Here is a 13,383-nt window from a genome sequence, read left to right as displayed (position 1 = left end):
CAAAGGAGATCCCATGACCGGATGGATGCGTCAGTCCGCCACCCCAGCGACCTACTCCCCCGACGACACCTCGACGATCACCGACTGCTTTCTGCGCGCACTGGCCGCCGACCCCGATGCCCATGCGCTGAGCATCGTGCACGAACGGACGGAGGAGGCCATCACCCGCGCGGAATTCCACGCCGATGTCATCGCAGTGGCCAAGGGCCTGGTGGCGGCGGGCCTCGGCCCGGGTTCCCGCGTGGGGATCTTCGGCCCGAGCAGTTACCGCTGGGCCGTCGCGGACTTCGCGATCTGGTTCGCCGGCGCCACCAGCATCCCGTTCTACGACACCGCGAGCGCCGAGCAGATCGAATGGATGCTCGCCGATGCCAGGCCCGCGCTCATGCTGGTCGCCGATGCCGGGCACCGCGAGGTGCTGGCCGGGGTGCCCGCCGGCGCCGGGCTGCCGGTCCATATGTGGGACGACGAGGACTCCCTGGCGCAGTTGCACCGGGCGGGGCGGTCCGTCACCGACACTGCGCTCGACGCGCAGCGGCGCCGGGTGGGACCGCAGGATGTGGCGACGATCATCTACACCTCGGGCACGACGGGACGGGCCAAGGGGTGCCTGTTGACCCACGCGAATTTCGTGCTCACCGCGCAGGCGGCGTCCCGGTCCATGCCCGAGGTACTCGCACCGGGTGCCCGGTGCCTGCTGTTCATCCCCACGGCCCATGTGTTCGCCCGGTTCATTCAGGTCATCTCGATCTGTGAGGGCGTGGTGTTGGGCCATCAGCACGACCTGGGCAGGTTGACCGAGTCCCTTGCGGTGTTCCGTCCGACCTTCGTCCTGGGTGTGCCGCGGGTCTTCGAGAAGGTCTTCAACGCGGCCAGGGCGAAGGCGCAGTCCGGCGGTCAGGGCAGGATCTTCACCCTGGCCGAGATCACCGCGGTGGCGTATTCGCGCGCCGCGGATGCCGGCCGGGTCCCCTGGGGGCTGCGCCTGCGCCATGCGTTGTTCGACCGGCTGGTCTATGCCAGGCTGCGCGCGGTGCTCGGCGGCAGGGCGGAGTATGCGATCTCCGGTGGTGGGCCGTTGGGCGAGCACCTGGGTCATTTCTTCTCGGGGATCGGTGTCAGGGTACTCGAGGGCTATGGGCTCACGGAGACGACCGCGCCCGTGACGGTCAACCGACCGGGTGCCTCGCGCATCGGCACGGTCGGAGTGCCCCTGCCCGGATGTGCGGTGGCGGTGGCCGGCGACGGGGAGGTCCTGGTCCAGGGCCCGCCGGTGTTCTCGGGCTATTTGAACAATCCCGAGGCCACGGCGGCGACATTCCACGGCGATTGGCTGGCCACCGGCGATCTCGGCTCGCTGGACGAGGAGGGCTATCTGTCGATTACGGGGCGGAAGAAGGAACTCATTGTGACCTCGGGAGGGAAGAATGTTGCCCCGGCGCCCTTGGAGGACGTGATTCGCCGCCATCCCCTGGTGGGCCAGCCGGTCGTCGTGGGCGAGCAGCGGAAATTCGTCGGGGCGCTGATCTTCCTCGATCCGGAGATGCTGCCGGGTTGGTTGGAGGCCCACGGTCTGCCACCGCTGTCATTGGACCGGGCAGCGGCGCATCCGGCGGTGCGCGCCTCGATCCAGGCCGCGGTGGACCGGGCGAATGCGCGGGTCTCCCGTGCCGAGGGCATTCGGGCGTTCCGCATCGTGCCGGTGGAGTTGACCGAGGCCGCGGGCTATCTGTCCGCCAAGCAGTCGGTCAAGCGGCCGGTCGTGTTGCAGGACTTCGCCGCAGAGCTCGAAGCGCTCTATTCCACGCCGCGCCCGGCCTGAGCTCCCCGCCGCTTGCGGGCCAGCCGGGAGACCAGGAGAAGGGCCAGCACGACCAGGCCGCCGACCAGCGTGTCGGTGAAGCGCTCCGGGAGCATCCGGTGCACGGGATAGTGCGCCGACAGCTGACTCGATACCAGTGCCAGTGGGGTGACGAAGAACATCGCCAGCCAGTAGACCTGGCCGACGAAGAGTTCGGCGAGGAGCTGGGCGATGCCGACGACCACAATGCACATCCACACCGGGGGCTCGAACACGAGGATCCCGGCGGTGACCAGGACCCCTCCCGCCGTGCCGATGACGCGGTGGGCGATCCGCGAGAGGCTCAGGGGCTGTCCGGGCCGCGGCATGGTCGTGCACACGGCGCAGGCCGCCCAGTAGGCATGTCCCAGGCCCAGGCCGGCAACGGCCAGGGTGGCCACCGCCACGGCGCCGGCGGTCGTTCCGGCCGAGGCCCAGACCGCGCGGTTGCGCAGCGCGCCCGGATTGCGCCCCGGCACGTGCAGGTCCCCTCTGGCCACCCGGTTGTGTTCGTCGAGCGCCCTGACGAGTCCCCCGGAGAGGCCGATGAACAGGCAGAACAGGCAGCAGGCCAGTGATACCAGGAACCTGCTGAGAACCTGCCCGGGGGCAACCGGCACGGAGGAGACGACGGAGAACGCGAAGACGAAGAAGATGGAGCCGTAGGGCACCCAGTTCATCACCGCCGACAGGAGCATGCCGACGCCGGAGACCACGACGAGGATGAGCACGAAGACCAGGGGTACCCCGCCGAGGCGCGGACCCGTGGCCGCGGTGCCGAACGCCGAGTACAGCAGGCCGGCCAGGATACACGCCGACAGCATCCCGGCTGCGACCAGCAGGGTGCCGGTGCGGTGCTTGTAGGTCTCATAGCGGCCGTAGAGGGAGGTGAAGGCCGCGAAGGAGACATACGCTGCCAGGTCCATCCGTCCCAGTGCCAGCAGGACCAGCAGTGGCACGGTGACGCACAGTGCCGCTCGCAGCGCCGCCTCGACGTCGAGGCGCAGCAGCCTCTCCGGCCAGATCATGATCGGGCCGAGGAATCGGGCAGCGGATCGTGTGGGCACGGGTGTCCCCTCCTATTCGACGGTGAAGAAACGGCGGTGCACGGGATTGAGTTCCCATAGACTGGCAGCATGAGCGAAACCGGCGGTAAACAGCACGTGGAGCGGATCGAGGATCCCCAGGACGAACAACGGCGGGCGCAGGCCCAGGCGCTTGCGGACAGCCTGCGGGGTGATTCGGAGGCGGCCGCCTGGAAACAAGATTACCCCTACGACAAGAAGCTCTCGCGGGCGGACTACGAGGCGCAGAAGCGACTGCTGCAGATCGAGTTGCTCAAGCTGCAGGCATGGGTCAAGGAGACCGGCCAGAAGCTCGTGCTGATCTTCGAGGGCCGCGACGCCGCGGGCAAGGGCGGGGCGATCAAGCGCTTCACCGAGCACCTCAACCCCCGCGGCGCACGGGTTGTGGCCCTGGAGAAGCCCACGGAGCGCGAGCTCACCCAGTGGTACTTCCAGCGCTATGTCGCGCATCTGCCGGCCGGGGGCGAGATGGTGCTGTTCGACCGGTCCTGGTACAACAGGGCCGGGGTGGAACGCGTCATGGGGTATTGCACCGATGAGCAGTACGAGGAGTTCATGTGGGAGACCCCGCGGTTCGAGCGGTTGCTCGTGCGTTCGGGCATCACACTGGTGAAGTTCTGGTTCTCCGTGGGCCGGGAGGAACAGCTGCGCCGGTTCGGCGACAGACTGACCGATCCGGTCAAGCAGTGGAAGCTCTCACCGACCGATCTGGCCAGCCTGGACAAGTGGGATGCGTACACCGCCGCCAAGGAGGCGATGTTCCAGGGCACCGATACCGACTATGCGCCGTGGACTGTGGTCAAGTCGAATGACAAGAAGAGAGCCAGGCTCGAGGCGATGCGCCATGTGCTCGGCCTCTACGACTACCCGGACAAGGACCCGGAGGTGGCTCTGACCCCCGATCCCCTGTTGGTCGGCGCCCCCGATCGGATCTACGATTCCGGCGAGTCCCCCACCGCGCGGGCGAAGAAGCACAAACAGCACCGCGGCTGAGAGCGCACCGGCCACATCGGCTCCGGTCCCGCCGGCGCCCGAGAGGAGACCAGACCACATGGATACCCGCATCAGCAGCCTGCTGGCCGAGGAGTCCGATCTGCAGCGCAGATCCCGGCAAATCACGCACAGACCTGGCATCGTCCACATCCGCGACACCATGAGCAGGTACTCGGCCCGGCTGGGCAATCAGTTCGCCGCCGCGATCACCTACTTCCTGATCTTGGCGGTACTGCCGATGCTCATGTTCGCCTTCGCCGCCCTGGGGTTCGTCCTCGATGTGGCCCGCCCCGAGTTCATTCCCGTTGTCGAGGACTGGATCGGCAGGCTGGTGCCGGGCCAGGATCAGCTGGTCGACCTGTTGCACTCCTACCTGTCCAATTGGGCCGGGGTGGGCATCCTGGGCATCGTCTCGGCGCTGTACACGAGTCAGGGTTTCATCGGCAATGTCAAGGACGCCGTGCGCGCCCAGCTGACTCCGAACATGGATGACATTCCGAAGGAGTCGTTCGTCCGCCGTTTCCTGACCAACACCCTGACCCTGGTGGGCATCCTCATCGGGGCGGCCCTGACAGTCGCCGCCACCGTTCTCGGCACCGGGCTGGCGACGTGGATCATCGACCGGGCCGCGCTGCCCGGCTGGTTCTACGGCGTGGTGACCCCAGCTGGGCTGCTCATCTCACTGGCCGCCGCCTGGACCCTGTTCTTGTTCATCTTCACCCTGTTGCCGGCCCGGCCGGTGCCCATGCGCACCCGGATGATCGGCTCGGCCCTGGGAGCCGTCGCGCTGACCGTGCTGATCAACCTGGCCACCGTACTGATCGGGGCGTTCTCCTCTTCGCCCACTGCGGCCCTGTTCGGCCCGGTGATCGCGATCATGGCCGCTCTGAACGTGTTCGCCCGGATCATGCTGGTGATCGCGGCGTGGATGGGCACCGGAATCGACGGGCCCACAATCGTCGCCGAGGTTCCCGCCACCGCCCCCGCCATCGCTCCGACGCAGGGGACGCCCGGTCGGCTGCGGCGCTCGACCGAGGCGGTCGCCGCTCTCAGCCTGGGCAGCGGAATGCTGGCGCTCGCCTTCACCGGCCTGTATCGGATCCGCAAAAGCAGTCAAAGTCACATCCCCGGCGGGCGCTGAGCGGAGCACCTGGGGCCGAAACCCACTTCCACTCCACGTAGAATGGGCCCGACGCATCCTCAACCCAACGAAAGGGACTGACCCGTGAGTGATCTCGCCACAGCGAAGATGCAGGAGTGGACCGCCAAACAGGACGCAGCGGAGCAGCTGCTGCCGATCGTGGGCCGCCTGCACCGGAACAACGAGGTTCTGCTGACCGTGTACGGTCGGAGCCTGCTGAACAAGTCGGTCAACGGCATCATCAAGGCACACCGATACGCCCGACACTTCGATACAACCGATCTGGACCTGGGCGAGACCCTGGCCATCGCCGAAGTACTCGAGACCTTGGACCTGGGCGCGGCCCGGATCGACCTGGGCCGTCTGGCAGCGGGCTTCCGCACCACCGGCGGTGAACTCGCCGACTACCTGCGCTCCGAGCTCGCCCCCGTCGTCGGCGCTCACACCGCCGCAGGTGCCCCCCGCGATGTCGTGCTCTACGGCTTCGGTCGGATCGGCCGACTGCTGGCCCGCATCCTGATCGACCGGGCGGGCAATTCCGGTATGCGCCTGCGCGCCGTTGTGGTCCGCCGCAACAGCGATGACGACATCATCAAGCGCGCCTCCCTGCTGCGCCGCGATTCGATCCACGGCAAGTTCGACGGCAACATCGTCGTCGACGAGGAAGCCGAGACGATCCTGGCCAACGGCGTGCTGATCCAGGTCATCTACTCCAACGATCCATCGACGGTCGACTACACCGCCTACGGCATCGAGGACGCCCTCGTCATCGACAACACCGGTAAGTGGCGCGACGAGGCCGGCCTGTCCAAGCACCTGCAGTGCCCGGGCGCTGCGAAGGTGCTGCTGACGGCACCTGGCAAGGGCGCGCTGAAGAACATCGTCTTCGGCGTCAACAACGATTCGATCACCGATACCGACACGATCCTGTCCGCGGCCTCCTGCACCACGAACGCCATCACCCCGGTGCTCAAGGTCGTCAACGACGAATTCGGCGTGGTCAACGGGCACATGGAGACCGTCCACTCATACACCAACGACCAGAACCTGGTCGACAACTTCCACAAGAAGGAGCGCCGCGGCCGCGCAGCCGGGCTCAATATGGTGCTCACGGAGACCGGTGCCGCCACCGCGGTTGCCAAGGCGCTGCCGGAACTGGCCGGCAAGCTCACCGGCAATTCGATCCGCGTCCCCACCCCGGACGTGTCGATGGCCGTGCTGAACCTCAACCTGGCCAAGGAGACCACCGCAGATGACCTCAACGACTTCCTGCGCCAGGTCTCACTGAACTCGCGGCTGCGCAACCAGGTCGACTACATCGCCTCCCCGGAGGTTGTGTCCACCGACTTCGTCGGGTCCCGGCGGGCAGGTGTCGTCGACGGCCTGGCCACGATCGTCGAGGGCAACCGCGCGGTTCTCTACGTGTGGTATGACAACGAGTTCGGCTACTCCTGCCAGGTTGTGCGCATCGCCGCGCAGATGACCGGGGCAGCGGCCCCGGCCTTCCCTGCACTGGGCTGAGCTAAGAGATGCGCAGGGGGCGCGGAGCCATTGTCGGCTCCGCGCCCCCTGCGCATGTCCCGGGGATCACGCCCGGGCGTAGCCGCGGGCCACATCGACGGGGTTGAGCAATTCCCCACCGGTCTGGAAGCGCTCCCAGTTCTCGATGAACTGGTCGTTCACGCGCTCCTCGGAATCACGCAGGTCACCGCTCATGTGCGGTGTGATAACGATCCCGGGCGCGTCCCACAGCGGGTGGTCGGCCGGCAGCGGCTCCGGATCGGTGACATCGAGGATGGCCCCGGCAATGGTTCCCGCCTCAAGCGCACCGACGAGGTCATCGGTGACCACGGACGCTCCCCTGCCCAGATTGACCAGTACCGCGTGTGGCGCACAGGCCTCCAGCACCCGGGAGTCGATGAGTCCACGGGTCGCCCCGGTCAGTGGGGCGATGTCGATGATCCAGTCGTATGCACCGACGTGCTCGGCCAATCGGGCGGAATCGACGATGGTCTCGAATTCCGCATCGCCCGCCCTGGCGTGGGTGCCGGCGCCGGAACAGGAGACCCCCACCGCGCGCAGCGCCCTGGCGATCGCGCGCCCGATCGAGCCCACTCCCACGATCAGCGCCGACGTTCCCGCGAGCATTCCGGTGGGTCGGTAGGCCCACTCGTGGGCGGCCTGCTGTCGGGCGAACCGTGCATGCTCCTTGACATGGGCGAACAGGTGGGACAGCACCCATTCGGCCATCGGCTCGTCGAACACTCCCCTGGCATTCGTCACGGCCGCCCCCAGCGCTGCGATCCGGGGATCGCCCAGGTGATCGACTCCGGCTGAGCCGGTGTGAATCCAGCGCAGCCCACCGGCCGTGTCCACGAGCTCGGGGAGCTCGCGGGCGGCCCGTGGGCTGCGGATGAAGAGCACCTCGGTGCCGGGCAGCAGCGCGGCCAGATTGTCCGCGTGCGCCCAGCGCACCTCAGTGCTTAGGCCCGCTAGGCGCGGTGACCTCTGCAGCTGGGGATCCTGCACGATGGTCAGGACCGTCTCCGGGGTTGGCTTCTGTGGCGTCTGCGTCATGCAGTGCCTCCTCGATTGCGTCGGCTGTGGCGGGCCCGTCGCCCACCACCGCCATCGTATTCGTATCGAGGATCTCCCGGTGGGCTTCGGGCGTATCCTGGACGATCTTCGTCGCCAGCGCCTTCTCCTTGACCCACAGCAGGATGATCGCACCGATGAAGGCTGTCGGGCTGACCCACATGAACACCGGGACCAGCGCATCGGCGTAGGCGTGGGTGATCATATCGTGGACAGGATTGGCCAGGGTCTTGACGAAGTCAGGGGTCAACGAGTTCGCCCCGCCACCGGACATGGCCTTGGCGGCCTCGGGTCCCAACTGTTTGAGCCCGTCGCTGAGGTTGTTCGTCAGCCGGTTGGTGAACAGCGAGCCGATCACCGACATCCCCAGGGTCGCGCCGATCTGACGGAAGAAGTTGTTCGAGGCGGTCGCGGTACCGACCATGCTCACTGGGAACGAGTTCTGCACGATCAGCACCAGGGTCTGCATGCCCAGGCCAAGGCCCAGACCCATCACACACAGATAGCCGATCATCACCCAGGCGTTCTGGTCGGCAGTGACGGTGCCCAACAGGACCAGGGCGACGCCCACCAGGGCCAGGCCGATAACGGGGTAGAACTTGTAACGGCCGGTCTTGGACACGAGGAAGCCCACGATGATCGACACCGGCAGCATCACACCGTTCATCGGCACCATCATCAGGCCGGCGGGCGTCGGGGCGATGCCGTGGACCATCTGCAGGAAGGTCGGCAGATAGGACAGGGCGCCGAACATGCCGATACCCACGAAGATGCCGGAGATGGTGCACAGCACGAAGTTCCGGTCCGTGAACAGGCTCATCGGGATGATCGGGTTGTCCACCGCGTTCTCCACGAACACGAAGACGACTGCGCTGGCGACTGCCACGCCCAGCAGGGTGACGATGACCGGGTCGGTCCATTCGTACTGGTGACCGCCCCAGGCCGTGGCCAGGATCAGCGCCGAAGTGAACTCGGCGATGAGCACCATACCGGCGATGTCGAGCTTGCGGTCTTTGCGCCCGTGGTTCAGGTGCGGAACCTTGAGGAAGATGATCGCCGAGATCAGCGCCAGAATGCCCAATGGGATCATCAACGCGAAGTTCCACCGCCAGCCGGGGCCCTCGGTGATCCAGCCGCCGATCAGGGGGCCGGCGACGGAGGACACCGCGAAGTTCGCGCCCATGATGCCCATGTACTTACCACGCTGTCGGGCAGGCACGACGGCGGCGATGATCGACTGCGAGAGGATCATCAGGCCACCGCCACCGATCCCCTGGAGCACACGGCCCAGGATCAACAGTGCCATGTTGTGGGCGAAGAAGGCCACGATCGACCCGGCCAGGAACACCACAATGGCCGCGATGAAGATGTACTTCCGGTTGAACATATCGGAGAGCTTGCCGTAGATCGGCATCATGATCGTCGAGGCCAGCATGAAGGCCGTGGAGACCCACAGCATCTGGTCCACGCCGTTGAGTTCGCCCACGATGGTCGGCAGCGCGGTGCCCAACATGGTCTGGTTGAGCGAGAACATGAGCATCGCGATCATCAGGCCCACGAACAGCAGGATGATGCCGGACTGGCTCATCTCACCGTCGCCCGGGTGCGAGTGCCGCGCCTGCGCCCTCCGGGCAGTTGACTCTGGGGTACTCATTTCATCCTTTCGATGACGGTTTTGAACATGGCCACGGATTCTTCGAAGGCCGCGTCCATCTCCTCTTGATTCAGTTCACGGTCGAGTTCGACCTTCGCGGATCTGAAAGCGTGTTGCAGGGGCACGGTGCACAGCAGGGTGAGCATCCGGGCCAGACGGTCCGCCCGTGCCTCATCGGCCGGTTCGATCCCGCGGGTCTTGATCCTGTCGCGTACGCCGGCCACGATGTCCTCGTCGAAGCGGCGCACCGCCTCCATGTTCAGCAGGACCAGCTGCGGGTACTGCACCAGCAGTGCACGGACCCGCGGGCGGGTCGCCGAGGCGGGTCCGACGAATTCGAAGGCGTGGCGCACCACGTGGGCGATGTCCTCGGCCAGGTCGTCCCGGCGCGGTTGGAAGTCGCGGATGAAGGCGCGCAGCTCACTGCCGTCGGATTCGTGATCCCCCTGGTCGAGGATCGCGGCCTCCTTCGACGGAAAGTAGTTGAAGAAGGTCCGCTTGGAGACCTCGGCGCGATCGGCGATCTGTGCGATCGTCACCGCGTCGAGGCCGGCATCGCCGACTAGGTCGACGGCCGCGGCGTGGATGGCGTGACGACGTTCGCGGGTCTTGCGCTCACGCAGTGATTCGCCACAGTCCTCCGGCTCGGAAGGATAACGGGGTTCTGTAGTCACCAGATCATTATGCACGGTATGCAAGTTTGCAGCAAGCGCAAATCTGCAGACCGTGCAAGTTTTAAAGGCAGATCACATATACACCCTGGTCACAGGGCCGGTCGGATCACATCTGCTGCCGCAGCCGGGAGCGCTGCACCTCGAGCACTGTGAGCTGTTCGAGCAGTTTCGCACTGGTGGCGGCATCGGCCGGGTCGGTGCGCTGCAGCCGCGAGTGCAGCAAACCGGAGATCCGCACCATGTCGTTGTCGAACAGCCGGGCGACGATCCCCCTGGCGTAGCGTTCGACCCCGTCCTCCCCCTGCGCCGGCAGCGGGGATACCGCGAGTTCGCCCACCAGGGGCCGCAGGTCCTCTCCGGCCGATTGCATCACGGCCTCCGGCCAGGCCGGCCCCACCGCGATCGCCCGGGAGATCCCACCGCAGGACACCATCGCCCGGTGCACCGCCCGCAGCCGCGGATCGCGGAAGGTGTCGGGGCTCAAGGCGTCGAACAGTCGGGCGTTGACGAACTCCGGGCGTTGCAGGGCCACCTGCAGGGCCCCGCGCTCGACCCGGAGAGCGGTGGCATCGGCCGGGGACAGTTCCTCGGCATAGGCCGCGATCGTCTGGGACACCGAACCGGGCGAAGACCCGGGGGCAGCTGCCGGGGTCGGCTCGACCGGGCGGTGCCGCTCCGGTTCCGAACGGCCGGGTGAGCCGTGCCTGCGGGACCGCGCGGCCCGCACCGCCCTGGCGACCTCCGCGGTGTCCACGCCGAGATATCCGGCGACGAATCGCTCATAGCCCGGGCGCAGCGCAGCATCGCGCAGACCCGCCACCATCGGCGCAGCAGCCCGGATCGCACCCACCCTGCCCTCGACCGTGCCGATGTCGAAGGTGTCCACCACCGAGGTGATGGCGAACTCGACCAGGGGCCTGCGACCGTCGACCAGCTCCCGCACGGCGGCATCGCCCTGGGCCATCCGCAGCTCGCACGGATCCATCCCACCGGGGGTGATGGCGACAAAGGTCTGCGAGACGAACTTCTGGTCCTCCTTGAATGCCTTGAGAGCGGCATTGCGCCCGGCCTCATCACCGTCGAAGGTGAAGATCACCTCGCCGTGGGCGCTGGCGTCATCGCCCATCAGCCGCCGGACGATCTTCACGTGCTCCTCGCCGAAGGCTGTACCGCAGGTCGCCACAGCCTGGGTCACACCGGCCAACTGGGCCGCCATCACATCGGTGTAGCCCTCGACGATGACCACGCGCTTGGTCTTGGCAATCGACTTCTTGGCCAGGTCGAGCCCGTAGAGGACCTGGTTCTTGTGATAGAGGGGGGTCTCCGGGGTGTTGAGGTATTTCGGACCCTGATCGTCGGGCAGGATCCGCCGGGCGCCGAAACCGATGACCCGGCCGGAGACATCGCGGATCGGCCAGGTCAGACGACCGCGGAACCGATCGTAGACCCCCCGCTTGCCCTGGACCACCAGACCGGCCTTGAGCATATCGTCGGTGGTGAAGCCGCGCCCGGATAGGTGCCGGGTCAGATTGTCCCAGCCGGGCAGGGCGAAGCCCACCCCGTAGGTCTGGCAGGCGGTCAGGTCGAAACCGCGCTCGCTGAGATAGGCCCGGCCGGGTTCGGCCTGGGGTGCGCCCAGGTTCTCCCGGAAGAAGTCCGCGGCGACCTGGTGCATGTCGATCAGGCGCTGCCTGCTCCCCTGCTCACGCCGGTCGGGACCCTTGCCATCCTCATAGGTCAGCTGCAGTCCGGCCTTCTCGGCCAGCCGTTCGACCGACTCGGTGAAGCTCAGGCCCTCGACCTTCTGCAGGAAGGTGAACACATCACCGGACTCCCCACACCCAAAGCAGTGGTACAGGCCCATACTGGGGCGCACGTGGAAGCTCGGGGTGCGCTCATCGTGGAACGGGCACAGCCCCTTGAGCGAGTCGACGCCCCCGCTGCGCAGGCTCACATGGTCACCGACCACCTCGTCGATGCGCGTGCGGGCGCGGACCTCGTCGATGTCCTCGCGCCGGATCAATCCCGGCATGTGCACTCCTTCCGCGCTCGCGCGCCCCGTTCCATTCCCCGCAGACCCCACCGCGCCCCGGCGCGGCTCACAACAGGCTGCCGGTGTCGTTCTGCATCGTGTGGTAATGCGCCCAGGCCGAATGATCGGTCAGGGTCGCCACCTGGTCGACGACCACCCGCAGCCGCCCGGCGTCGTCCGCGGCGTCCCAATGGTCGAGGAAGAACATCCTGTCCATCGCCTCCGGGCGCTCCGCGAAGTACTCGCACAGCTGCCCGATGACCCGTGCCTGGATCCGCTGCAGCCGCAGGCGGTCCTGGGCGACCATGACGGTCACGGTGGCGAGCCCCTTGAGCACCGCGATCTCGATCCTGGTGTCGTCTGGAACGATCAGCCGGCCGTCGTAGCGGCCCAGCGGCTCCCAGCCGTAGACCGCGTGGGTCGCGGCTTCCGCGGCACCGGCGAACCGTCCGATCAGCTGGCTGGTCATATGCTTGAGCGCTGCCTGGGCGCGGCGGGAGCCGTCGAACTCGCCGTGGGGCCAATACGGTTGCGCGCGCAGCCGTTCGAGCGCCGCCAGCAGTGGGGCGTCCTCGATCTGGGGCAGATACCACTGCCTGGTGATGTCGAGCAGACCGGCCAGGGCATGATCGTTGCGGTAGGCGTCCAGGTCGAGGAAGCCCGAGTTGATCGCGTCCTCGACGTCGTGCACCGAATAGGAGATGTCGTCGGCCAGATCCATCAACTGGGCCTCGATGCACCTGCGCCCATCGTCGCGCCCCGCACGGACGAAGTCGAAGACCTCCCGATCGTCGGCGTAGACGCCGAACTTCCTGATCGTCGCACTGGCGGTATCCGGCGTGGGCGCCGCGGCGCGCGGCCAGGGATATTTGATGCACGCGTCGAGGGTGGCGCGCGTCAGGTTGAGGCCGGCGGGCCGGCCACCGGGGCCGAGCACCTTGGGTTCGAGCCGGGAGAGAACGCGCAGCGTCTGCGCATTGCCCTCGAATCCGCCGATGTCGCGGGCGATCTCGTCGAGTACCGCTTCGCCGTTGTGGCCGAAGGGCGGGTGTCCCAGGTCGTGGGCCAGGCAGGCGGCGTCAACGACATCGGGATCGCTGCCCAGGTAGCGGGCGAGTTCGCGGCCCACCTGTGCCACCTCGAGTGAATGGGTCAGGCGGGTGCGCACGAAGTCGTCACTGCCCGGCGAGACCACCTGGGTCTTCGCGCCCAGCCGACGCAGGCCCGAGGAGTGCAGGACGCGCGCCCGGTCCCGTTGGAACGCGGAGCGGCGCGGACTCTTCTGCGGTTCGTGGACCCAGCGCGCCCGGTCGTCAAGGCTGTAGCCCGCCACACCCTGGGGCAGGGCGCCCGGCATCGCGGTCATCCC

Annotated in this window: 10 protein-coding genes; 4 read left to right on the top strand and 6 right to left on the bottom strand. The window is 67.2% G+C overall.

Annotated features, from left to right (window positions below):
• The first annotated feature begins 13 nt into the window (after positions 1 to 13).
• Complete coding sequence (locus tag NQ038_RS07165) at positions 14 to 1,822, top strand: long-chain fatty acid--CoA ligase (RefSeq protein ID WP_306427800.1); 1,809 nt, start codon at positions 14 to 16, stop codon at positions 1,820 to 1,822.
• On the opposite strand, the gene NQ038_RS07160 is transcribed toward NQ038_RS07165, so the two are convergent.
• Entirely contained in the window at positions 1,798 to 2,907 is a 1,110-nt protein-coding gene (locus NQ038_RS07160; RefSeq protein WP_257062211.1) for an FUSC family protein, read from the bottom strand. The genes NQ038_RS07165 and NQ038_RS07160 overlap by 25 nt on opposite strands.
• Before the next feature lie 69 nt (positions 2,908 to 2,976).
• Here NQ038_RS07160 and ppk2 point away from each other — a divergent pair, with 69 nt between their 5' ends.
• The 3 genes from ppk2 to NQ038_RS07145 all read left to right on the top strand — a co-directional run bounded on the left by ppk2 (position 2,977) and on the right by NQ038_RS07145 (position 6,580).
• Positions 2,977 to 3,918, top strand: coding sequence for a polyphosphate kinase 2 (gene ppk2, locus NQ038_RS07155; protein WP_257046498.1), 942 nt, complete (start codon positions 2,977 to 2,979; stop codon positions 3,916 to 3,918).
• Positions 3,919 to 3,976: 58 nt separating this feature from the next.
• The gene (locus tag NQ038_RS07150) at positions 3,977 to 5,059 is read left to right on the top strand and encodes a YhjD/YihY/BrkB family envelope integrity protein (protein ID WP_257062210.1); all 1,083 of its coding nucleotides are present in this window, start codon (positions 3,977 to 3,979) and stop codon (positions 5,057 to 5,059) included.
• Between the two features lie 84 nt (positions 5,060 to 5,143).
• Positions 5,144 to 6,580 (top strand): glyceraldehyde-3-phosphate dehydrogenase, encoded by a 1,437-nt coding sequence (locus NQ038_RS07145; protein ID WP_257056875.1) that lies wholly within the window; start codon positions 5,144 to 5,146, stop codon positions 6,578 to 6,580.
• 66 nt (positions 6,581 to 6,646) lie between these two features.
• Here NQ038_RS07145 and NQ038_RS07140 read toward each other — a convergent pair whose 3' ends face one another.
• From NQ038_RS07140 to NQ038_RS07120, 5 genes are all read right to left on the bottom strand, one after another.
• On the bottom strand, positions 6,647 to 7,636 hold the full coding sequence (locus NQ038_RS07140; protein WP_257062209.1) for a D-2-hydroxyacid dehydrogenase: 990 nt from the start codon (positions 7,634 to 7,636) through the stop codon (positions 6,647 to 6,649).
• Entirely contained in the window at positions 7,536 to 9,308 is a 1,773-nt protein-coding gene (locus NQ038_RS07135; RefSeq protein WP_257046502.1) for an MDR family MFS transporter, read from the bottom strand. The genes NQ038_RS07140 and NQ038_RS07135 overlap by 101 nt, the downstream gene beginning before the upstream one ends.
• A complete protein-coding gene (locus NQ038_RS07130; RefSeq protein ID WP_257062208.1) occupies positions 9,305 to 9,982 on the bottom strand; it encodes a TetR/AcrR family transcriptional regulator in 678 nt (225 codons plus the stop codon). The genes NQ038_RS07135 and NQ038_RS07130 overlap by 4 nt, the downstream gene beginning before the upstream one ends.
• Positions 9,983 to 10,088: 106 nt before the next feature.
• Positions 10,089 to 12,014, bottom strand: coding sequence for a DNA primase (gene dnaG / locus NQ038_RS07125; protein ID WP_257046504.1), 1,926 nt, complete (start codon positions 12,012 to 12,014; stop codon positions 10,089 to 10,091).
• 67 nt (positions 12,015 to 12,081) lie between these two features.
• Positions 12,082 to 13,380: a deoxyguanosinetriphosphate triphosphohydrolase gene (locus tag NQ038_RS07120; RefSeq protein ID WP_373456791.1), complete on the bottom strand. Its 1,299-nt coding sequence runs from the start codon at positions 13,378 to 13,380 to the stop codon at positions 12,082 to 12,084.
• Positions 13,381 to 13,383 lie beyond the last annotated feature (3 nt).

Origin of the sequence: Brevibacterium sp. 50QC2O2 (genome assembly GCF_024580675.1) — a bacterium.
Lineage (GTDB): Bacteria > Actinomycetota > Actinomycetes > Actinomycetales > Brevibacteriaceae > Brevibacterium > Brevibacterium moorei.
Note: the sequence above shows the minus strand (reverse complement) of the source record. Positions and strands in the feature narration are given on the sequence as shown.